We start from the raw sequence: 20,588 nt of genomic DNA, 5'->3' as shown, positions 1-20,588 counted from the left end.
TGTTTTTTTTGTTTGTGATGGGGGGGGGGGGGGGCGGGTGGCGCCCCCGGGGCGGGGGGGCGTGCCGGCCGGCCGGAACCCGCAGTATCCCGCCGCCGCCCGGCCCGCCCAGGGCGGCACCGAAGTAGGACCGGTCGGTGCGCCACGCCACCGCGCGCCGCACCGGCCCCGCCGCCACGGCCCGCGTGCCGGCCAGCAGCCGGGCGTACGGCCCGACCAGCACCCGGCGCCGCGGCCGCCGGGCGGCCCGCACGACGGCACGGGCGACGCGCTCCGGAGTCGCCACGGGCGGCACGGACCGCAGGACGCGCCCGCTGCGGTTGGCCGCGTGCCGGAAGAAGGGCGTGTCCACCCCGGTCGGCAGAACGGTGCACACCGAGATCCGCCCCTCGTCCAGCAGCGCCAGTTCCTGCCGCAGCACGTCGTCGAACGCGACCAGCGCCGCCTTCGACATTGCGTAGCCGCCCATGTACGGAGCCGTGACCCGCCCCCCGAGCAGCGAGGCGACGTCGATCACCACCCCGTGCCCCTGGCGCCGCATGACCGCCAGGGCGGCACGGGTCCCCCGGACCGCGCCGAGGACGTTGACGTCGAGCAGGCGCGCCAGGTCCGGTACGGGCACCTGGTCCCACCGCCCGAGGATCCCCACCGCCGCCGCGTTCACCCAGACGTCGATCCGTCCGAACCGTTCCACCGCGGCCGCGGCCAGCCCTTCCACCGCCCGCTCGTCGCACACGTCCGTCGGCACGGCCAGCGCCCGGCCGCCCCGCCGCCGGCACTGCCGGGCCGCCTCCTCCAGCGCCCCGGCACTGCGGGCCGCCAGCACGACGGACGCACCCCGCCGGGCGCAGGCCACGGCGGTGGCCCGCCCGATCCCGCTCGAAGCACCGGTGACGACGACGACGGCGTGGCGCATCCTCATGCCCTGCCTCTGACCGCTGCCGCCGACTCCATGCCCAGCGCCTCACGGGCACGCGCACGCGGTTGGGCGGCGCCCGCCCGGGCAGGGGCGGGGGAACCACGATGCCCGAGGAGGCCCAGCTGATGCCCAGCACACCGAAGTCCCACGTCCCGCACGGCCGGGGACCCGGCCGGCACGAAGGCACCGACCAGCACGGCTGGTCACCGGACGTGGATTCCACGCACACGGAGGACAACCCCAGCGCCCGCCGGTCCTTCGACACGCCGGAGAAGGACACATCCGCCCGCCGTGCCCCGTCCGTGCCACCGGCGGACACCGACAGCGGCACCCCGGTCGAGAGCACCTCCCCCAGGGGCGAGGACGCGGCCGGAGGCGGCACCCCGAAGGGCCACCACGACCTGGGACCGCGCGGCCGCTCACAGCGCCCCAGCGGCGGCAAGGACGACGACGCCTACACCGGTGTGGACGCCGGGCGGGGCCCCAAGGGGCTGCGCAAGGGATGACGCCCGCGCCGGTGCCCTAACCCTCCACTCCGGTGGCGGTGTGGGAGGCGCCGACGGGCTTGGACTCCGGGGAGCCGCGCTGGCGGAGGTAGACGGAGAGGATGGCCATGGCGGCCACCGCGAGGAGCTCGGACTGCCAGTTCTGCAGGGTCCGGCTCCAGAAGTCCGCGGACGCCAGGTACGCGGCCCAGCCGATCGGCTCGGACAGCTCCCGCAGCTGTTCGGCGTTGTAGGCGGCGCTGCCGGAGACGGACTGCGCCAGCCAGGACAGCACGAACAGCAGCGCCATCACCATCCCCAGCGAACGCGAGTACACCGTCTGCCGCCAGCCGCCGGTGCCCGCCCAGCGGGGCGAGTCCGCTCGGGCGTGCTCGCCCATGCGCTGCTCCTCCTCGCTCTCCGGGCCGGCCTTGTGGAGCTCCTTCGACTCGGGGGAGCCGCGCTGGAGCAGCCAGACGGTGCCGAAGATGTACAGGAAGAACTGCAGGAACTCCGACTGCCAGTTCTCGGTCACGTCCACCGCGAAGTCCGAGGACACCAGGTACTGGGCGAAGGTGACCTGCTGCAGCCCCGCCGTGGCGAGCTGTTCGTTGAACTCCGCTCGCCCGGCGACGGCCTGGCAGGCCAGCACGACCAGGAACGCCCCGCCGAAGGCCAGCGTGAGGCTGTTGTCGCGCCAGAAGCCGCCCGCCGCGGCCTGCCGTCCGCTCATCGCTGCAGTAGTCCGATCGTGAGGAAGTAGCCCAGCCCGACGAGGATCACGGCCAAAGTGCCGACGAACAGACCGCGCACGCTCAGCCTTTCTTGACCTTGCAGTCGTAGGGCAGGTCGGTCCGCGGGGTGCATCCGGCGGCGATGATCTTCCAGCCCTCGTCGAACTGCGACAGGAACAGCGTGTCCCCGCCGAGCCGCACCCACGCCTGCCTCCCGTACACCTCCGCCGGCGGCTCCGGCCCTGCGCCCGGGGCGGCGGGCAGCCGCTCCTTCGCGAGGGCGCCGGCGCACTCCTGCCCGTCCGCCACCTGCTGGCGGGTCTGCGGTGCCAGCAGCGCGCAGGCCTGCCCGTACCGGGCGGCGGCCAGCGCGTCCTCGAACGCGCGGGCCGCCGACACGGCGTCGTCTTCGCGCGGCCCCGGTGCCCCGCACCCGACCACGGCCAGGAGGCCCGTCACCGCCAGGGCCACGGCCAGCGCCCGGCGCGCCCCGGGCACCCGCGCCGTGGTGCGCCCCGACGCGACGGTCATGCGGATGCCGCGCTGGGGACCTTCAGCGGATCCCGGGGTGCCTGCTCCTTGGCCTCCGCCAGCTGGGAGCCGAGGTCGAGGAGGCGGTTGCGGCCCATGGCCTTGCGCACGTCGGGGAACCAGTCCTTCTCCTCCTCCTCGACGTGGTGGCGCACCTGCTCCATCAGCACGGTCATCTTGGCCTTGAACCGCTCGTCGGCGGCGTCCATGGCCTTGAGCTCGGAGAGCATCCACACCACCGCGTGGTGCTCCTCGATGCTTTCCAGGACGTGGTCCTTGGTGTCGGGGGCGGCCTCGCGGGCGGCCGGGTAGAAGTACTGCTCCTCGATCCAGGCGTGGACGGTGAGCTCCTCGATCACCCTGTCCGCGATCCTGCGTCGCTCCGAGGTGTTCTCGTCGTCCGTCTTCTCGAAGGCCTTGAAGAGCTTCTCGACGGTCTTGTGGTCTTCGCGCAGCAGCACGATGGCGTCCAACAGTCTGTCCTCCCGCCGGGCGGCAGCGCCGGCCGCCGCCGCCAGATCTCCATGGCCGACCGTTCCCCCGCCCGCAGGCCCTCTCCCGCCGCGTCCGGGGATCTCACCCGTCCGGCGACCGTTCACCACCCCGGTGAGCCGGTCTCGGGGCCGCGCTCCCGCGTATCCGCCGCCGGACCGGGCACACGGCAGGGCATGAACCCAATAGACCCCTTTGCGGTGGTAACCAGCGCTTCACTCGGAATCGGCTGTGGACCGGCGCTCCGGCCGGCCGGGCGGGGCTACGACCTCGTCGCCACGGCCGAGGACGACGCCCGGCTCCAGACGGCGGCGCAGCGGATCCGGCAGGAGACGGCCGCCCGACGCGGGGAGGGATCGTCATGAAGGCCCTGACATGGCACGGGAAGGCCGACGTACGCGTCGACACCGTCCCCGACCCGGTGATCCGGGACCCGGCCGACGTGATCGTCAAAGTGACCACCACCGGCCTGTGCGGCTCCGACCTCCACCTCTACCAGGTGTTCGGCCCGTTCCTCGAAGCGGGCGACATCCTCGGCCACGAACCGATGGGGATCGTGCAGGAAACCGGACCGGAGGTCACCGCCCTCCGCCCCGGCGACCGCGTCGTGGTCCCCTTCAACGTCTCCTGCGGCACCTGCTTCATGTGCGCGCGCGGCCTGCACTCGCAGTGCGAGACCACCCAGGTCCACGAACACGGCAAGGGCGCCTCCCTCTTCGGCTACACCAAGCTCTACGGCCAGGTCCCCGGCGGCCAGGCCGAGTACCTGCGGGTGCCCTTCGGCGACACCCTGCCCGTCAAGGTGCCCGACGGCCCCCCGGACGACCGGTTCGTCTACCTCTCCGACGTGCTGCCGACCGCCTGGCAGGCCGTCCGGTACGCCGACGTCCCCGCGGGAGGCAGCCTCGCCGTCCTGGGCCTGGGCCCCATCGGCGACATGTGCACCCGGGTGGCCGCCCACCTCGGGGTGGACACGGTGATCGGCATCGACCTCGTCCCCGAACGCCTGGACCGGGCCCGCCGGCACGGCGTCCACGTCTTCGACGCCGAACGGGACGACGACGTCGTGGCCGCCGTCCGGGACCTGACCGACGGCCGGGGCCCGGACGCCGTGATCGACGCGGTCGGCCTGGAGGCGCACGGCGCGCCCCTGGCGGCGGGCGCCCAGAAGCTGACCGGCCTCCTGCCCGACCCCCTCGCCGCCCTGCTGATGAAGCGCGCCGGAGTGGACCGCCTCTCCGCCCTGTACCTGGCCATCGAACTGGTCCGGCGCGGCGGGACCATCTCCCTGGCCGGGGTCTACGGCGGCATGGCCGACCCCCTCCCCCTGCTCACCCTGTTCGACAAGCAGATCCAGCTGCGCATGGGCCAGGCCAACGTCCTGCGCTGGATGGACGACCTCCTGCCCCTGGTCTGCGACGGCGACCCCCTGGGCGTCGAGGACTTCGCCACCCACCGCCTTCCCCTCGACCAGGCACCGGCGGCCTACGAGATGTTCCAGAAGAAGCAGGACGGCGCCGTCAAGGTCCTGTTCACCCCCTGACCGCCGCGGGCGGCCCCCGGACCGCGTCCGCCACGCCGGCGGGGCCGGCCTCTCCGGCAGCCGTGGCGGGCAGCCCGCCGCGCTGCGGGGCGACCCCGTCGGCGAACCGCCCCGGCCGCCGGCACCTTCGTGCCCGGCCCGTCCCCGCGCGCGGCCCTCACCGCACGCGGTCCGCTCCGGCCGGCGGCCGCCTGCGACTCGTCGGCCGCACCGCCCGGCCCCTGGCCGCGCACCGCACCGCCGACGCACCGCGCCCTCAAGCCCGGCACCTTCCATCGACTTCGGCACCGCCCGCCCGCGCCGCCGACACCGCCCAGGCAACGGAGGCGCAGACGCGGGAGGTCCTGGGGGCAGCCAGCCGACCCCCGCCGCGGGCGTGCGCGACGGAGTGGACGCCTACCGCCCCCGCGGCGCCCTCGGGGAATCCGGCCTCCTCCGGCACGGGTAGGTGCGGACCGTGGCCGGGAACCGGCGCGCGTGATCATTCACGGCCGCACTCCGGAGCGCGTGCGCCGCCGCCCGCTCAGCCCCGCCGGACGTGACGTGCGTGCCGGCGTCCGGGCGGGGCAGAAGGGGGACGTCGGCCCGTCTTCTGTTGCCGGGGGTGATGCTGATGGCCCGCGCCGCGCGGGTGCCGGTCCCGACGCTGCGTCCGTGGCGCGGCGCGTTGCTCGTACCGCCTGTCCCCCTCTCGCCTGCCCCCGTCCCGGCCCCGCCGCGGGGAGCGGTGGGGGAGTGGCCGCGGGTGGCGGGGCTGGCGGTACGGCTGGGACGCGGCCGGGGCCGGGCGGCGGCCGCCCGGAACCTCACCCGGCGCCTCCTGCCCACCCACGCCTCCGCCTCCGAAGCGGTCGACGACGTGCTGCTGGTCGTCTCGGAACTGGTCACCAACGTCCTGGACCACACCGCCTGCGACCCGCTGCTGGTGATCGGCCTGCGCCCCGGGCGGGTACGGGTGGAGGTCCGCGACGCGGACGCGCGTCTGCCCGTATCCCGGAATCCGTCGCCGGGCGCCCCGCACGGCCGGGGACTGGCCCTCGTGGCGGCGGTCTCCGTGCACCACGGCGCCCGGGGGCTGCCCGGCGGGGGGAAGGCCGTGTGGGCGGTCCTGGCCCTGCCGCCGGCCCGCGGAGGGCCCTGAGGTTCCCGGCGCCACAGGTGACGACGCGGACCCGGACACAAGGCTGTTGGCGCGGGACGCCGTCAACCGCTCCCATCGGTGGACTGTGGCCTCCCGCACGGGTGCGGGCCGCGTCCCGCCCGCGCCTGTCCCCCTCCCCTTTTCGCTCCGCGGCGGCCGCACTTCGTTCCGGGCACAGCGCGGGTCCCGTCCGCCGCCGCATCCTGGAGTCCTCCCCGCCCGAACGGGGCGGGCCTGCCGGCGGCACAGCCGCAGCCTCCGGGCGGCGACCGCATCGCCGGCCCCCTTGAGGGGAGGCACCGCGCATGATCGAAATCCTGTCCGCGCACGTCAGCCTGGACACCCCGGCGGCGGCGCCGGGGTTCGCCGTCTGCCGGATCTTCGGCGACGTCGACATCGAGTCGCGCTCCGACCTCCGCGACGCCTTCGCCAGAGCCGTCGCGCGCGCCACCACGGGCGTCCTCGTCGACTGCACGCACCTGGCCTTCGCCGACTCCACCCTCCTCAACGCCCTCGTGCAGTTGCGGAGGGCGACCCGCGCCCGCCACCTGTCCCTGGCCCTGATCGCACCACCCCGCCAGCTGCGGCACCTCCTGGACCTCACCGGCACGGCCGGCCTGCTGCCCGCCCACGTCACGCTCACGGAGGCCCTGGCAGCCACCGCCGGACTCCCCGGGGGCCCGTGACCCTCCCGGGCGACGGTCAGGCGGCCCGCAGTGGCTCACGGCACGTCAGGGGGTGCGGGCGAGGCAGGTGATGGCGCCGATCGGGCCCGCGGCCGCCGCAGGGGAAGCCCGGCGCGTCAGGGTGTCCGGGGGCTACCGGCCCCGCCGCAGGGAGAACTCGTTGCCGTCCGGGTCGAGCATCAGCGCCCTGCCGCCCTCGACGGTGCCGGCGGGCGCTGCGCCGAGCGATACCAGGCGCTCCACCTCCGCCGCCCAGTCGGCGTCGGCGGGCAGCGCCAACTCCAGGAAGAGCCGGTTCGTGCCCGTCTTCGGTGCCACCGGGGGCCCGCCCCACGTGATCTTCGTACCGCCGTCCGGCGACTGGATCGCGGTTTCCTGGTCCTGGTCCCAGACCAGCGGCCACCGCAGCGCCTTGCTCCAGAAGTAGCCGACCTCCTGCGTTCCGTCACACGCCAGCGCCCCGATGAAGCCGGTGTCGGCGAGGAACGAGTTGCCCGCCCGGATGACACAGAACTCGTTGCCGTCCGGATCGGCGAGCACCACGTGCCCCTCTTCGGGGAGTTGGCCCACGTCGATGTGGCGCGCGCCGAGTGCCAGTGCCCTGGCCACCGTCTGCTGCTGCTCCTCCGGGGAACTGCTCGTCAGGTCGAAGTGCGCCCGGTTCTGGCCGGTCTTCGGCACCTGGCCCGGCAGGAAGCGGATGCGGAACCCCGTGGAGTCCGGGGGGAGGAGCGCGACGTCGCCGTCCGGATCGTCGGCCGGCTTCCAGCCCAGCACGCCCGACCAGAACCGTGCCAGTTCCGGCGGCCGGGTCGTGTGGAAGCAGATCGCGAACAACTGACTGGCCATACCCGCATGTCTCCGATCCCGGACGGCCGCCGCGCGGCCCCGCCACCCTTGCGGGCGCAGCCTAGGCGTGACCCTCCCGCCCCCGCATCCGGGTTTTCCGCGGTCGGTGTGCCCCGTGCGGCCATGGGGCACCCGCTCGCGGCAGCCGTTCCTCCCGCCCGGCCCCTAAGCCCTGTGCGCGGGGTACGGCGGGTCTTCCGGGAGGCCCTGACCGCCCTCGTCCGCCGTTTCGCGCTTTCCGGTGCCCATGGCCTCCCGCGCCGCCTCCTTGACCTTCTCTGCCGCCTCCTGCAGCCGGCCCTTGCCGTCGGACCGCGGCGTGCCGCGTCGGCGCTCCTCCTCGGGGGACACATCGTTCTCGCCGGTCACCCGCTCCAGCGGCGACCGCCCGTCCTTCCTCTCCTGAGGGTCAGGCATGACGGCTTCCCTTCTCTCGTCACGTGCCGGGACGTCACGTGCTGGGACATGGCACCTGTCCCCTCCACACGGCTTCAATCACCCCGGGGCCGGTGCCCGCCCGACCCGTGAGCGGGAGGGGGGCGGCGGCCGCGATGTCAGCGGGCCGGGCTATCCTTCCCGGCACCGCAAACCGACCGTGAGGACCACCAGAAGTGACCGGCCTGTCCGCTTTCCCGCTGCCGTTCCAGAGCTCCCGTGCCCCGGCGTTCGCGACGCCCCGGACGGTACGGGAACTGGAGATGATGCGGTGCAGCGCGGCCCTGCGGGCCAAGCCCGCGTGGTTCGACAAGAGGAACGACGCCGACATCGTCGCCCGATGGACGCGGGAGGCGGTGGCCCAGGGCCTGACCGAAGCGCAAGTGCGCTACGTGCTCGGCGAGCTGGGGCACTACGCCGCGCTGCGGGACGCGCGGACCGGCATCGAGGTGTCCGCGGTCGACGGGGTCTGGCAGTCGGACGCCCTCGTCGACGAGCGGCTCCGGGACCGGCTGCGCGAGGCCGTACGGGTCCTGGAAGAGGTTCCCGAAGCGGAGCGGGACTGGCATCCCGGATCCGGCGGCCAGGTGCTGGACCTCGTCCACCCGTCGCTGTTCTGCCTGGTGAGGGAAGTGAGCGGCGGCCCCGGGCGGGCCTGGGAGAACCCGGCGAAGCACTACGCCAAGTACGAGTTCTCGGAAAGGTTCCAGTGGCTGCCCACGGAGGTCGACGTCAGTGACGACGGCGCCGTCGCCTTCCGCTCCTACGTCAACAACGTCCACCCCGAGGCGCATCACGCCCTGGCCTGCGTCCTGCCCGACGTGTTCGCCCGCCTGCGCCCGCTGTTCGAGAACGTGCTCACCGATCTGCGCCACCCCCGGCCCCTGCGGATCGAGGCGGACCCCTACGGCTGGTACGCATCCGAACCGGAGTACCCGCACCGGGCGTCCTACAGTGACGACGCGGCCTACCAGGAGGCCCGCCACGCCTGGTCGGACGCGTATGAGGCCTGGTTGGAGAGCCGCAGCCCGATCGTCCCGGACGCCCCGGAGTACACCGCGCCCGCACGGCCCGAAGCGTCCGCCCGGGTCGACCTGCGCGGCCGCCGGCTGCAGGTGATCGTCAAGCTCGCCACCGTCCACCTGACCCCGGACGACCCCGAGTACTCCGGCGGTTCCTGGCACGTCGAGGGCATGCTGAACGAGCGGATCGTCTCGACCGGCATCTACTACTGGGACAGCGAGAACATCACCGAAAGCCGGCTGGGGTTCCGGGCCGCACTCGACGATCCGGACTACCAGCAGAACGACGACGCCGGCCTGCGCGCGGTCTACGGCCTGGAGGACGAGGACGCGCTCAACCAGGTGCTCGGCTCGGTACCGACCCCGGCCGGCCGCTGCCTGGCGTTCCCCAACGTCCTGCAGCACCGTGTGGACGGGTTCCGCCTCGCGGACCCCACCCGCCCCGGGCACCGCAAGATCCTCGCGTTCTTCCTGGTCGACCCGACGGAGCGGATCGTCTCGACCTCCGACGTGCCGCCGCAGCAGCCCTGGTCCGACACTTCGACCATGACGCTGGAACAGGCCAAGTCCTTCCGCGAAGAACTCATGCAGGAGCGGAAGTTCTTCGTCGACGAACACAACGAGCAGCTCTACGAACGGGAGTTCTCCCTCTGTGAGCACTGAAACGCCGGGGACCGGCGCCCTGCCGGCCCCGGGTGCCCCGACCACTCGGCCGGAAGGTGCGCAGAGGTGACCCACTCAGGGATCCGGAACCTGGCCGGGGCCGTGCTCCTCGTGGCGGTCGCCGGCTGTGCGAGCACCGGGGAGCCGCGCCCCTCCGCGCCGGCCGCGCCGCCGGCACCGCTGTCGGCCGCCGAGTTGCGGACGCACCTCCTCCCCGCCGTCCTGCCGGGCGGCTGGACCTCGCGGGCCGAACCCGCGGACAGCGGACCCAAGGCCTCCGCCACGTCGGTGCCCCCCGCGTCCTGCGGCGGGCTGCTGGACGGGCAGAGCGTCGTGGACGCGAGTACGACGGCTGCCTCCGCGAACGCGACGGCCATGTTCGGCGGTGGGCGCTCTGCCGGGAACGGCGTCATCCCGGGTATGGAGAAGCTGTACGCCTTCCCGGGCGACGGCGCGCGGCGGGCCATGGAGGACATCCGCGCCCTGGTGGGCCGATGCCCGAGCGTGGAGTTGCCGCACACGGCGGGGGAGACCGCCGATTTCGCCCTCGCGGACGGCCCCCGGCTCGGGGACGAGAGCCTGGTCGTCCAGGCGAGGGTGATGCCGGGCGGCACGGAGCGCGCGGACGCTACCGTCGTCCGCGTGGGGAGCGCGCTCGTCGTCCTCAGCAGCGTCCTCACGCTGGCCCCGGCCGAGGCGGGCACCGTCGCGGGCTTCATGCCGGCCGCCGTGGCGCAGCTCGCGTCGGACCACCCCGAGCCCGTCGGCTAGGCAGCCGCCGCCCGCGGGCGGCGGCTGCCCCGGAGCCGGGGACGGCGGACCCGGGGCCGCACTCCGCGGGGCCTGATCGGGCATGGGTGCCCCGGGAGTGGAAATGCGCCGACTATGGAATCCACCCAGACCCCCAAGCCGGGGGACGACCACCGCCACGCCGCCACCGGTGGCGCGGCCGCGGGCCCCGGCCCGGACCGGACGGTCGAGGAGCGGGCCCCGGACCGGCTCTCGCAGTTGCCCCGGCGGTCCTGGAAGGCGGTGCTGCGCGGGACGCTGAAGGAGTTCAAGGACGACGAGCTGGCGGACCGCGCCGCGGCGCTGACCTACTACGGGATGCTGGCCCTCTTCCCCGCCCTGCTGGTCCTGGTGTCGCTGCTGGGCATCGCCGGCAGATCGGCCACCGACCAGGTCCTCGACCACCTCCAACGCCTCGCCCCCGGCCCCGCCGGCCAGGTGATCGGCAACGCGGTCCAACAGCTGCAGCACAACGCGGGCCTCGGATCGCTGCTCGCGGTCCTGGGCCTGCTCGTCGCGATCTGGTCGGCGTCCGGGTACGTCGCCGCGTTCATCCGCGCCGCGAACGCCGTCTACGACATGCCCGAGGGCCGGCCGCTGTGGAAGGTGCTCCCGCTGCGCCTCGGGATCACCGTCACCCTCATGGTCCTGGCCGTCGCCAGCGCCCTGATCGTCGTGTTCACGGGCGGGCTGGCCCGGCAGGCCGGCTCCGCGCTGGGCGTGGGCGACACCACGATGACGGTGTGGTCGATCGCGAAGTGGCCCGTCCTCCTGGTGCTGGTCACGATCATGATCGCGCTCCTGTACTGGGCCGCGCCGAACGCCAAGGGCCGCGGCTTCACATGGGTGACCCCCGGCAGTTTCCTGGCGCTGGTCATCTGGATGATCGCTTCGGCCGGGTTCGCGTTCTACGTCGCGAACTTCGGCTCCTACAACAAGACCTACGGCACGCTCGCGGGCGTCGTCATCTTCCTGGTGTGGCTGTGGATCACCAACCTCGTCATCCTCCTCGGCCTGGAGTTCGACGCCGAGATGGTCCGCCAGCGCGCCATCGCCGGCGGGCTCCCCGCGGACGAGGAGCCCTACGTCGAACCCAGGGACACCCGGGAGTGGAGCGACGAGGAACGCCGCCGCCTGGAGCAGGCCGAAAACGACGCCGCGAGGGAGCGCGACGGCGGGACGTGAGGCTGTGGGCCCGGCCGCAGGGCCGCGACCGACGGCTGCCCCGGCGCATCGCGGCCCGGGACTCCGCGCCGGCGCGTCGCCTGCTGCCGGTGGCCGGGGAGGCGGCCGAGCGCACCAGGCTGCGGTGCGCCGCCGTCGCCCCGCCGTGGCCGTGGGACGGCGCCGCGTGCGCCGTCCCGTGGTGCTGGTGGCCGTCGTACGAGCCCACCGCGGCGCCCCGGCGATGACCACGCGGGCGCCAGGGGTGACCGGCGGGTTCGCGGGTATGCGCGCCCCGGGGGACACCTGGCAGCCGGAGGAAGGTGAAGGGTCGATGACTGTGGTTGGAAGCCGTCCCACCCGTGGCAGCGACGCGCCCGTGGGCGAACTCGTGACGCGGGCGTCGCAGCAGATCTCGGACCTGGTCCGGCAGGAGATGCGGCTGGCCCGCGCGGAGATGGCCCGGAAGGGCAAACGCTACGGGGCCGGCGGGGGCCTGTTCGGCGGGGCCGGTCTCCTCGGCGTCCTCGCCGCCCAGGCCCTCGTCGCCGCCGTGATCGCCGCGCTCTCGCTGGTCCTGCCGGTGTGGGCGGCAGCCTTGATCGTCACCGCCGGGCTGGCGGCCGTCGCGGCGGCGCTGGCCGCGGCCGGCAAGAGGCAGGTCGCCCGCGCCGGCGGGCCCGCACCCGAGGAGACCATCGACAGCGTCAAGGCCGATCTCGCCGAGATCAAGGAGAGGACACACCGATGAGCCATCAGCCCCAGGGCGACGGATCCGGATCGGCTTCCGGACCCGGACCCGAACCGACTCCGGACCAGCTGCGCGAGCAGATCGAGCGCACCCGAGACGAGCTGGGCAGGACCGTGGAGGCGCTGGCGGCCAAAGCCGACGTCAAGGAACAGGCCAAGGAGAAGGCGGCCGAGCTCAAGGAGCAGGTCGCCGGAAAGACGGCCCACGCCGCCGCACAGCTCCGCGACGGCATGACGCACGCCGGCCATCTGGCGGCCGCCAAGGCCCCGGAACCGGTACGCGAGAGGGCCGGAGCGGCCGCCGCCGTGGCACGGGCCAACCGCGGCCCGCTCTTGGTGGGCGCCGTGGCGCTGGTGGTGTTCCTGCTCCTGCGCCGGAGCCGGAGGTGCGGGTGAAAGCCTCAAGGATCGCGTACAAGCCCGTCGGGCTGGCACTCGGGGCGGTGGCAGGCCTCCTCGCCGGTGCGGCCTTCAGGCAGACGTGGAAGGTGATGGGCCACGAGGACGAGGCCCCGGACGCCACCGACGAGGACCGCACCTGGCAGGAGGTCCTGATCGCGGCGGCCGTGCAAGGCGCGATATTCGCCGTCGTCAAGGCGGCCGTCGACCGTGCCGGAGCCGCCACCGTCCGACGCCTGACCGGCACTTGGCCCGGCTGACCCCCGTGGCGTGCCGCCTGCGGGCATCGTCGGCGCGCGGATCGCAAGGACTACCGGCGGGGCTCCACCCGTCACGGCGAGCGGATGATCCGGAACGTGCTCGTCGGACCGGGCGGAGCCCCGGCGGCGGTCTTGACACCCGCCCGCACGGGCACAGACACTCCAGAACGGCGAATCCTGGTGAAGCGGTAGGGAATCATGGGCTGTTCAGCGCTGGACCGAGGCACCGACGGCGTACGCGCCGCCGTGCCCGCGCTCCCGCTGCTGACGACCCGCCGCCACATCGACCTCCTGCGCGTGTGCAGTGCGGCGAATCACCCGCACCCCGGCGCCCCCGCGCCCGCCCGCCGCTGACCTGCGCCCCTCACCCTCCGGGTCCCGGCCGCGCCGCATCCGGCGCCGGCCGCCGCCGTCGCATGCCCCGTGCCCGAGCACTCCCAGGGAGAAGCATGTCCACCACCCGCCCGACCGACGCGCCGTCGTTCCGAAGCAGGATCGGCCGTGACGCGCGCAGCGGATACCCCGCCGTGCCGTACCGCTACCGGCTCCACCTCTCGCCGTCCGGCCCGTCCTGTCTGCGGATCGCGGTCACGCACAGCCTGCTCGCCCTGGAGGACGTCCTCCCGATGACGCTGCTGCCCGCCGTGCCCGACGCACCCGACGGCGGACACCTGGCCCTGCGCCCGCTCTACCAGGCCAGCTCCCACCGCCACCCCGGACCGGCCGCGGCACCGGTGCTCGCCGACTGCTGGACCGGACGGATCGTCAGCACGCACGCCCCGGACATCCTCCAGGACATGGGCAGGCTCTTCGCCACCGGCGGCCGGCAGCTGTACCCGGCCGGTGCCGACGAGCGGATCGAGGCCATCGGACGGCTCTGCGAGGAGGGCATCAACGCGGCGGCACAGCGCGCCGGCCGGGCCGGCGGCGACCAGGCGGAACGCGGCACCGCCCTCGTCACCCTGCTGCGCGCACTGGGCGCCCTGGAGCGGCGGCTCTCCTCCGCCGAGTACCTGCTGGGCGTGGGACCGACCGCCGCCGACGTCCAGTTGTGGGTGACGCTGGTCCAGCTGGACACCGTGCACCGCTGGCACCTGGACGCGGCGGCGGTCTACCGCCTCACCGACCACCCGCACCTGTGGGCGTACGCGCGGCGGCTGGCGGCGCACCCCGCCTTCGCACCCCACCTCGACCTGGACGGCATCGCCCGCCGGCACCACGCGCAGTGCCGGGGCACGGAGGCCGCCGGCGCGGCGGTACGGATCGTGGACTGGGCGGGAGACGTGCCCGACCGGGGGACCGGAGCGGTCCGCGCCGCCAAGCACTGACCGCCGCGCTCCGCCTGCCGCGGAACCCGGCGCGTGCCCGCCGGCGTTCGCGTCGTGGTGGCGGCCCGCGCCGGCGCGGCCCGGCCCGGCGCGACACGGCGACGCGGCGCACCGCTGTGATGTCATGTGACGGCCGCGCCGCACGCCGCACGGCGCGAGCACGCGAGGCCGGGCGGGAGAAGGGGAACGGGACGAAGAGGTGCAGCACATGTCGGGCGGTCAGGACGCCCCACCCTCGGCTCCGGGCGCCCGGGAGCTGCCGGTTCTCGCGCTGACCCGTGAATCGGAACGCGCCCGGCGCATGCTGGCCGCCGGGGAGTGGCGCGCCGACGCGGCGGACACCGACGCGGCGGCCAGAGTCCTCGCCTGCCTCACCGCCCCGCTCCCCACCCGCGCGGCCGGCAGCACACGGGCGCGGGCGGTGGACCGGGACCGGCGGCTCCAGAGGATCTGGCGCAGCGCGGTCCACCACCTCGACGCGGGCGCGGTCAGCGCGCCGGCCGCCGCCCTGCTGGCCGCCGTCGCCCGGGCCTTCCTGCCGTGGTTCGCCGTCCCGAACCCGCCGCCCGCCGCGGCGGCTCCGCACTACCCGCTTGCCCGGGGCACGGGGGAGCCCTTCCCGGCTGCCCCGACCGAGGCCGGTGAGGCCCTCCTGCCCGACGTGACGGCGCTCTTCGCCGCACTGTCCGCCCCGCACCCGCCCGGGACCGCCCCGCGCACGCCCGCGGCCGCTCCCTGGCAGACCCGGTACACGGGCCGGTTCCGGCACTACGGGAGACCCGCCCACGACGTCTGGACGGCCGACACCTTCCGCTGCTCCGGGTGCGGAAACGCGGACGGCCCCTGGTCCGTGACCTGCGACTGGCGTCGCGTCACCCTGGGGTGCCCGTGCGGCCTGGAGACCGACCGGCACGGCCTCTCGTTCTCGGAGGTCTTCCTCGTCCTGCCGGACGCCTGAGCGGCCGCCACCCCCCTCGCCCGCCGCCCCGGGGGACGAGCACCAGTGTCAGACCCCGCTGTTAAGGTCGCCGTCATGGCAAACCGTTCCTACCTCTACTCCGCCGACTCGATGCCCACCGAGGACGACATCCCCAAGCCGATCCGGTGCATATCGGAGCACAATTGGGCCGTCCCGCTCGCCCACCGGCTCCTGGTCGGATACGGCACGACGATCGTCCCCTCCATGATCTGGAGCCCCCGGATCGGCATCGCCGCGGACTACGACAGGGGCGCCGCCCTGCTGCGCGACCTCCTCCTCGCGGTCGGTCAGGGCCTGGAGGACGACGAAGAGTTCGCCAGGTGCGTGAAGACGACCACGGCGCACCTGGAAGGCCAGCGGGCGGAGTACTTCCTCCTGGAGACCGGGGAAATGGTCTCCCTCGGGGACGAAGACCCGGTGGCGGCGGTCGAGCGGCTGGTCTCCGACGACATCCCCGCCGCCGTCGCCCGGGCCGAGGCGGCGATCGCGGGTGAGGACCGGGAATGGCTCGCCTCGGTCCGCGCCGACTGGCAGGAACACTTCGCGTCCTTCTACGCCAAGGCGCTCTACTACTCCTTCCCGCAATAGCCGGGATCGGCCCGCCGGCGGCCGTGTCTCCGGGGCGGCGGCGGGACCGGTCACTAGCCTGAGGGCATGACTGCCGCGCCCCCTCCCGTCCCGGACCGGTACACCGTCGTCCTCCGCCCCGGCCCGCCCGGCGTCCAGGACGCCAAGGGCCACGACGCCGTGCTGCGCACAGCCCGCGTCGAAGCGACGGGCGCCACCGGTGTCTCCGGCTACCCGTGCTTCGAGGGGGAGGGGGTGCAGGCCGAGATCGACCCCGAGAGCAGGGCCGTCGAGGCGGTCACCGTCGACGGTGAGGAGCTCCCGTACGGCTGGATCGCCCAGCTGGCCGACGACGACCCCCGCCGTCCACGCGCCTGACCGTCATCTCGGCGACGGAGCCCGGCCGTACGTCGGGAGACCTCGGGGCCAGGGCCCCGTCCCGGCCTGCGATCATGGACGGCGACAGCGCACGGCCACGGCGCGAGGAACCGGGAACGAGGAGTCGTACCGCATGGAGATCGAGAGGCCCGGACGGCCCGAGGACCTGCCGGCGCCCGAACTGCTGTGGGCCCGCTGGGCCCTGGCCGCCGTCCTGGAGGCCGGGGAGGAGGGGGAGCGGACGCCCCGCGTCCACCGCACCGGCACCTGGATCGACGAAGAGGGACTGCACCTCGACGACTGCGGCTGCACCTGGTGGACCCTCGCGCCGATGGGCCGGGGCCGCTACGTGCTCTACGGCGAGGACGAGTCCAGCGCGGTCAAATGGCACGAGCCCGCGATCGACATGCTGGCGCAGGCGCCGGACTGGCTGCCGTTCGAGCGCTTGCGGGGGCTCCTGGAAGGCTGGGAACTCGGCTGCGTCTACTGGTACGAGGACGGCGCCTGGGCCCGCGCGCCGTACCCCGAGGGGCTGGCCGACGACGGCCTCGACTGCGGAATGAGCCGCTTCGTGGTGCGCGAGAAGGCCCTGGACCTGATGGTGCACGCCGACCGGGGCGTTCCCCGGGAGCACGCGGAGCGGCTTCTGGCCGCGGCGGAGGCCCACCGCCTCAGCGCCCCCGAGATCGAGGCGGTGCTCGCCGACTGCGCCGACGAGTACACGGCGGCCGACCGGGAGGCCGTGCTGCGCGCGCTGGAGCGCTCCGGCCTGTCCGGTTCCCGCTGACGCCCGCAGGCCCCGGGAAGGCTCGCTCGTCGGTTTGAGCCTATTCCGGGGCGCACCCGCCCCTACTTGACGCTTCAACGTCTCCCGGCCGCATACAGCTCAGGCGGCTGATCGAAAATCATGACCGGGCCCCGCATCCCGTTCCGCGGCAGGTCGGTACCTGGCGGATTCGAACTCTTCACCGCATCCGGTCCATCGGGAAGGCTAGGAGCCGTGAGCGAGGCGCTGATAGCGTCCCTCCCGGCCGGCGAACACCGAACCGTTCGTCTCGAACCCGGAACTCCTTTCGAATGCGGACGGTATTTCCATTCCCTGGAGACCCTTCAGGAACAACAACGAACGGCCACCGGTGGATTACCACCGCGCGCACCATCCCCGCACTTCCTTTCCGCGCCGGTTGACACCAGCCGGCCTTGCAACAACACCGTGCGCTCGCCGAATCGCAGTGACTTCCCCAGAGCCCCGGCTGTACGTTTTTCCTTACCGAAGGCATATTCCAACCAGCGGCCCCCGCCGTTGAGAGGGACGGTCATGACCAGCCACGCAACCGAAGCCGACCTCGAAGAACTCCTCCGACAGGCAATCGACTCCACGGGCGCGGCCGCGCGTTGGACCACCGACACGGACGACATGTGGTGCCGTCTCACGCCCCGGTCCGCGACACCGCGCGCCCAGGGCTGGAAACTCCACGTCTCGGCGACGGCCACCTCCGCACCGGCGGTCCTCACCCGGGCCCTGGACGTACTGCTGCGGGACGCGTCGGCCTTCAAGTTCGCCCGCTCCCTTGAGCAGGTCGGCGCACTCAACACCCGAGCCACACCCCGGGGGAACTCGGGCAAGTTCATCACCGTCTACCCGCGCTCCGACACCGACGCGGCCCGGCTCGCCCTGGCACTGCACACGGCCACCGCCGGGCTCGACGGCCCCCGCATCCTCTCCGACCAGCCCTACGCCGTGAACAGCCTGGTCCACTACCGCTACGGCGCCTTCGTCGGCCGGCGCAGGCTCTCCGAGGAGGGACTGCTGGTCTGGTATTTCGAGGACCCCGACGGAAACCCCGTCGAGGACGTACGCACCGGCCAGTACGCGCCCCCGGCCTGGGCGGTCAGCCCCTTCCCCGCCACGCTGCCGGCCCCGCGCCCGGCGGAGGAGGCGGCGAAGGACCCCGTCCTGCTCGGCGGCCGCTTCTCGGTCAAGGAGGCGATCCGGTACACCAACAAGGGCGGCGTCTACCGGGGCACGGACGTCACCACGGGCGCGCCGGTGGTCATCAAGGAGGCCCGCCCGCACGTGGAGACCGACGCGTCGGGCCGCGACGTCCGCGACTGGCTGCGCGCCGAGGCACGGGCCCTGGAGGAGCTCGGCGGCACCGGCCTGGCACCGGAACCCCTCGCCGTGTTCGAACACGCCGGGCACCTGTTCCTCGCCCAGGAGGAGATACCGGGCATCCCCCTGCGCACCTGGGTCGCCGAACACTTCCGCGACGCCGGCGCCGAACGCTACCGCGCCGACGCCCTCACCCAGGTCGGCCGCCTGATCGACCTCGTCGCCGCGGCCCACGCGCACGGCTGCGTCCTACGGGACTTCACCCCCGGCAACATCATGGTGCGCCCCGACGGCGAACTGCGCCTCATCGACCTCGAACTCGCCGTCCTCAAGGGGGACACCCCCCTCCCGACCACGGTGGGCACCCCCGGGTACAGCGCACCCGAACGCCTGGCGGACGCCCCCGTCTCCCCGACGGCCGACTACTACAGCCTCGGCGCCACCGCGTGTCTCGTCCTCATGGGCAAGGTCCCCCACCTGCTGCCCGAGGAGCCCGCCGCCCGCCCCGCCGACCAGCGCCTCGCCGCGTGGCTGGCCGCCGCGGGCGCCGGGCACCCCCTGCCCGACGGCCTTCCCGGGATGATCCTCGGACTGATGAGGGAAGACCCGGCCGGCCGCCTGGACCCGGCGGCCGCCCGCGCGGCCCTGCGCGCAGCGGACAGGACGGGCATCCCGCGCCCCGCCGCCACCCCGCCGCCCGACGCGACGGGGGCCACGGTGGAGGGCATCGTCAACCACCTCGTCGACACGATGACCCCCAAGGACGCTCCGCGGCTGTGGCCCGTGTCCACCAAGGCCGGAGAGACGGACCCCTGTACGGTCCAGCAGGGCGCGGCCGGCGTACTGGCCGTCCTGACCCGGTACTTCCGGCTCACCGGCGACCCGCGCCTCCCGGAGGTCATATCCACCGCGGGCCACTGGATCGCGGAACGGACGGACACCCGCTCCACCCGCCCCGGCCTGCACTTCGGCGGACGCGGGACCGCCTGGGCCCTGTACGAGGCCGCACGCGCCGTCGACGACCGCGCCCTCCGCGACCACGCGATGGCCCTGGCCCTGGCCCCGCAGCAGGAGACGCCCAGCCACGACATCACCCACGGCCGGGCCGGCAGCGGACTGGCGGCCGCCCACCTGTGGCACCGGACCGGCGACCCCCGGTTCGCCGACCTCGTCACCGAGGCCGCAGACCGGCTGGCCGCCGCCGCACGGCCCGCGCCGAGCGGCGTGAGCTGGCCCGTACCGGCGGAATCCGCCGTCGCCACCGAGGCCGGAAAACGCTACCTCGGCTTCGCCCACGGAACGTCCGGCATCGGATACTTCCTCCTTGAGGCCGCGGCCGTCACGGACCGCCGGGACTACCTCGACCTGGCCCTGGCGGCCGGTGAGGAGCTGGTGGCGGCGGCGGTGCGGGTCGGCGGGGCGGCCCAGTGGCCGACGCAGGCCGGTGACGTGCCCACGGCGCCCTACTGGTGCCACGGCGCCGCGGGCATCGGCACCTTCCTGATCCGGCTGTGGCGGGCCACCGGGGACGAGCGCTTCGGCGAACTCGCCCGCGCCGCCGGCCGGGCCGTCGTGGAGCGCGCCCCCCGCGCCCCCCTCGGCCAGTGCCACGGACTGGCGGGCAACGGGGACTTCCTCCTCGACCTGGCCTCGGCCACCGGCGACCCCGCCCACCACGCGACGGCCGAGAACCTGGCCCGCCTGCTCACCGCCGAACGGGCCCACCGCGGAGGCCACGTCGTCTTCCCCACCGAATACGGGGACGTCTCGACGGGCTGGAGCGACGGCAGCGCGGGCATCCTCGCGTTCCTCCTGAGGACCCGCCACAAAGACTCCCGGCACTGGACCATCCAGCAGCCGGGCTGAGCGGCAGCGAACCTGCCGCACACCCACAGAGAAGGAGAAAGCCATGGAGACCCGCGACTTCGAACTGCTGGCTCACCTGCACGCCCTTCCCGAGACCGACCCGGTCGGCGCCGACGGGGCCGGCTTCGCCGACACCTGCGTCTGCGTCGGCATCCTGACCATCCTCAACACCGTCTGTGTGGGCGTCAGCTGCGCCTGACCGGGCACCGGGCCCCGCGCCCCGCCACCGCCCGGCCGCACCGGCGACGAGCACCGTGTCGACGGGGCACCGGGCCCACGGCCCTCGCGGGCGGGCGGAACCCCGTACCGCCCGCCCGCGGGGAACCGGGGCGGTGAGGCCCTGACGACCTCCGGCCGGCGGCCGCCCACCGAGGCGCCGCCGGCCGGAGCACGCACCCGCTCCACACCGGGGCCGGGCGCGGCCGCGGCCGTGCCCCGGCCGTGCCCGACCGCCGGCGCCGCCGCGCCAACCCGGACGCCGACCTCGACGACGAC

25 protein-coding genes are annotated in these 20,588 nt (G+C 74.3%); 19 read left to right on the top strand and 6 right to left on the bottom strand.

Features of this window, described 5'->3' with window-relative positions; genetic code table 11:
- On the bottom strand, positions 1-922 hold a 922-nt coding region (locus WDV06_RS29770; RefSeq protein ID WP_395512902.1), incomplete at its 3' end, for an SDR family NAD(P)-dependent oxidoreductase.
- Between the two features lie 122 nt (positions 923-1,044).
- Here WDV06_RS29770 and WDV06_RS29765 point away from each other — a divergent pair.
- Positions 1,045-1,425, top strand: coding sequence for a hypothetical protein (locus WDV06_RS29765; RefSeq protein ID WP_395512901.1), 381 nt, complete (start codon positions 1,045-1,047; stop codon positions 1,423-1,425).
- A gap of 16 nt (positions 1,426-1,441) precedes the next feature.
- Here the strand turns inward: WDV06_RS29765 and WDV06_RS29760 are convergent, their stop codons facing one another.
- The 3 genes from WDV06_RS29760 to WDV06_RS29750 form a co-directional block, all read right to left on the bottom strand.
- Complete coding sequence (locus WDV06_RS29760; protein ID WP_395512900.1) at positions 1,442-2,137, bottom strand: DUF6766 family protein; 696 nt, start codon at positions 2,135-2,137, stop codon at positions 1,442-1,444.
- Positions 2,138-2,219: 82 nt separating this feature from the next.
- Positions 2,220-2,669: a hypothetical protein gene (locus WDV06_RS29755; RefSeq protein ID WP_395512899.1), complete on the bottom strand. Its 450-nt coding sequence runs from the start codon at positions 2,667-2,669 to the stop codon at positions 2,220-2,222.
- A complete protein-coding gene (locus tag WDV06_RS29750; RefSeq protein WP_395512898.1) occupies positions 2,666-3,142 on the bottom strand; it encodes a hemerythrin domain-containing protein in 477 nt (158 codons plus the stop codon). The genes WDV06_RS29755 and WDV06_RS29750 overlap by 4 nt, the downstream gene beginning before the upstream one ends.
- A gap of 380 nt (positions 3,143-3,522) precedes the next feature.
- On the opposite strand from WDV06_RS29750, the gene WDV06_RS29745 reads away from it, so the two are divergent.
- The 3 genes from WDV06_RS29745 to WDV06_RS29735 all read left to right on the top strand — a co-directional run bounded on the left by WDV06_RS29745 (position 3,523) and on the right by WDV06_RS29735 (position 6,531).
- On the top strand, positions 3,523-4,704 hold the full coding sequence (locus tag WDV06_RS29745; protein WP_395512897.1) for a zinc-dependent alcohol dehydrogenase: 1,182 nt from the start codon (positions 3,523-3,525) through the stop codon (positions 4,702-4,704).
- A 727-nt stretch (positions 4,705-5,431) separates the two neighbouring features.
- Complete coding sequence (locus WDV06_RS29740; RefSeq protein WP_395512896.1) at positions 5,432-5,845, top strand: ATP-binding protein; 414 nt, start codon at positions 5,432-5,434, stop codon at positions 5,843-5,845.
- Positions 5,846-6,150: 305 nt separating this feature from the next.
- Positions 6,151-6,531 (top strand): STAS domain-containing protein, encoded by a 381-nt coding sequence (locus WDV06_RS29735; RefSeq protein ID WP_395512895.1) that lies wholly within the window; start codon positions 6,151-6,153, stop codon positions 6,529-6,531.
- A gap of 132 nt (positions 6,532-6,663) precedes the next feature.
- Here WDV06_RS29735 and WDV06_RS29730 read toward each other — a convergent pair whose 3' ends face one another.
- Both WDV06_RS29730 and WDV06_RS29725 read right to left on the bottom strand, forming a co-directional pair.
- Positions 6,664-7,380, bottom strand: coding sequence for a VOC family protein (locus WDV06_RS29730; protein ID WP_395512894.1), 717 nt, complete (start codon positions 7,378-7,380; stop codon positions 6,664-6,666).
- A 165-nt stretch (positions 7,381-7,545) separates the two neighbouring features.
- The gene (locus tag WDV06_RS29725; protein WP_395512893.1) at positions 7,546-7,797 is read right to left on the bottom strand and encodes a hypothetical protein; all 252 of its coding nucleotides are present in this window, start codon (positions 7,795-7,797) and stop codon (positions 7,546-7,548) included.
- Between the two features lie 194 nt (positions 7,798-7,991).
- Between WDV06_RS29725 and WDV06_RS29720 the strand changes: the two genes are divergently transcribed.
- The 15 genes from WDV06_RS29720 to WDV06_RS29650 all read left to right on the top strand — a co-directional run bounded on the left by WDV06_RS29720 (position 7,992) and on the right by WDV06_RS29650 (position 20,292).
- Positions 7,992-9,500, top strand: coding sequence for a DUF4246 domain-containing protein (locus WDV06_RS29720; protein ID WP_395512892.1), 1,509 nt, complete (start codon positions 7,992-7,994; stop codon positions 9,498-9,500).
- Between the two features lie 66 nt (positions 9,501-9,566).
- Positions 9,567-10,271 (top strand): hypothetical protein, encoded by a 705-nt coding sequence (locus WDV06_RS29715; protein WP_395512891.1) that lies wholly within the window; start codon positions 9,567-9,569, stop codon positions 10,269-10,271.
- Positions 10,272-10,385: 114 nt separating this feature from the next.
- On the top strand, positions 10,386-11,474 hold the full coding sequence (locus tag WDV06_RS29710; RefSeq protein WP_395512890.1) for a YihY/virulence factor BrkB family protein: 1,089 nt from the start codon (positions 10,386-10,388) through the stop codon (positions 11,472-11,474).
- Entirely contained in the window at positions 11,471-11,701 is a 231-nt protein-coding gene (locus WDV06_RS29705) for a hypothetical protein (protein WP_395512889.1), read from the top strand. The genes WDV06_RS29710 and WDV06_RS29705 overlap by 4 nt, the downstream gene beginning before the upstream one ends.
- Before the next feature lie 86 nt (positions 11,702-11,787).
- Positions 11,788-12,204 (top strand): phage holin family protein, encoded by a 417-nt coding sequence (locus tag WDV06_RS29700; protein ID WP_395512888.1) that lies wholly within the window; start codon positions 11,788-11,790, stop codon positions 12,202-12,204.
- Entirely contained in the window at positions 12,201-12,599 is a 399-nt protein-coding gene (locus WDV06_RS29695) for a DUF3618 domain-containing protein (protein WP_395512887.1), read from the top strand. The genes WDV06_RS29700 and WDV06_RS29695 overlap by 4 nt, the downstream gene beginning before the upstream one ends.
- Positions 12,596-12,862, top strand: coding sequence for a DUF4235 domain-containing protein (locus WDV06_RS29690; protein ID WP_395512886.1), 267 nt, complete (start codon positions 12,596-12,598; stop codon positions 12,860-12,862). Before WDV06_RS29695 ends, WDV06_RS29690 begins: the two co-directional genes overlap by 4 nt.
- A gap of 198 nt (positions 12,863-13,060) precedes the next feature.
- Positions 13,061-13,216 carry a hypothetical protein gene (locus WDV06_RS29685; protein ID WP_395512885.1) on the top strand — a complete coding sequence of 52 codons (156 nt, stop codon included), beginning with the start codon at positions 13,061-13,063 and terminating at the stop codon, positions 13,214-13,216.
- A gap of 95 nt (positions 13,217-13,311) precedes the next feature.
- On the top strand, positions 13,312-14,190 hold the full coding sequence (locus WDV06_RS29680; RefSeq protein WP_395512884.1) for a glutathione S-transferase C-terminal domain-containing protein: 879 nt from the start codon (positions 13,312-13,314) through the stop codon (positions 14,188-14,190).
- A 208-nt stretch (positions 14,191-14,398) separates the two neighbouring features.
- On the top strand, positions 14,399-15,148 hold the full coding sequence (locus WDV06_RS29675) for a hypothetical protein (protein WP_395512883.1): 750 nt from the start codon (positions 14,399-14,401) through the stop codon (positions 15,146-15,148).
- 75 nt (positions 15,149-15,223) lie between these two features.
- Positions 15,224-15,757, top strand: coding sequence for a DUF7822 domain-containing protein (locus WDV06_RS29670; RefSeq protein WP_395512882.1), 534 nt, complete (start codon positions 15,224-15,226; stop codon positions 15,755-15,757).
- Positions 15,758-15,823: 66 nt separating this feature from the next.
- Positions 15,824-16,114, top strand: a complete 291-nt coding sequence (locus WDV06_RS29665; RefSeq protein ID WP_395512881.1) for a hypothetical protein — start codon at positions 15,824-15,826, stop codon at positions 16,112-16,114.
- A gap of 133 nt (positions 16,115-16,247) precedes the next feature.
- Complete coding sequence (locus WDV06_RS29660) at positions 16,248-16,901, top strand: hypothetical protein (protein WP_395512880.1); 654 nt, start codon at positions 16,248-16,250, stop codon at positions 16,899-16,901.
- A gap of 531 nt (positions 16,902-17,432) precedes the next feature.
- Positions 17,433-20,093, top strand: a complete 2,661-nt coding sequence (gene lanL, locus WDV06_RS29655; protein ID WP_395512879.1) for a class IV lanthionine synthetase LanL — start codon at positions 17,433-17,435, stop codon at positions 20,091-20,093.
- Positions 20,094-20,136: 43 nt separating this feature from the next.
- Positions 20,137-20,292 (top strand): VenA family class IV lanthipeptide, encoded by a 156-nt coding sequence (locus WDV06_RS29650; RefSeq protein WP_169791037.1) that lies wholly within the window; start codon positions 20,137-20,139, stop codon positions 20,290-20,292.
- Positions 20,293-20,588: the final 296 nt, after the last annotated feature.

Origin of the sequence: Streptomyces racemochromogenes, assembly GCF_044129415.1 — a bacterium.
In the GTDB taxonomy this organism is placed as follows: Bacteria; Actinomycetota; Actinomycetes; order Streptomycetales; family Streptomycetaceae; genus Streptomyces; species Streptomyces racemochromogenes_A.
The sequence above is the reverse complement of the archived record's forward strand: the minus strand, read 5'-3'. Positions and strand labels throughout refer to the sequence as shown.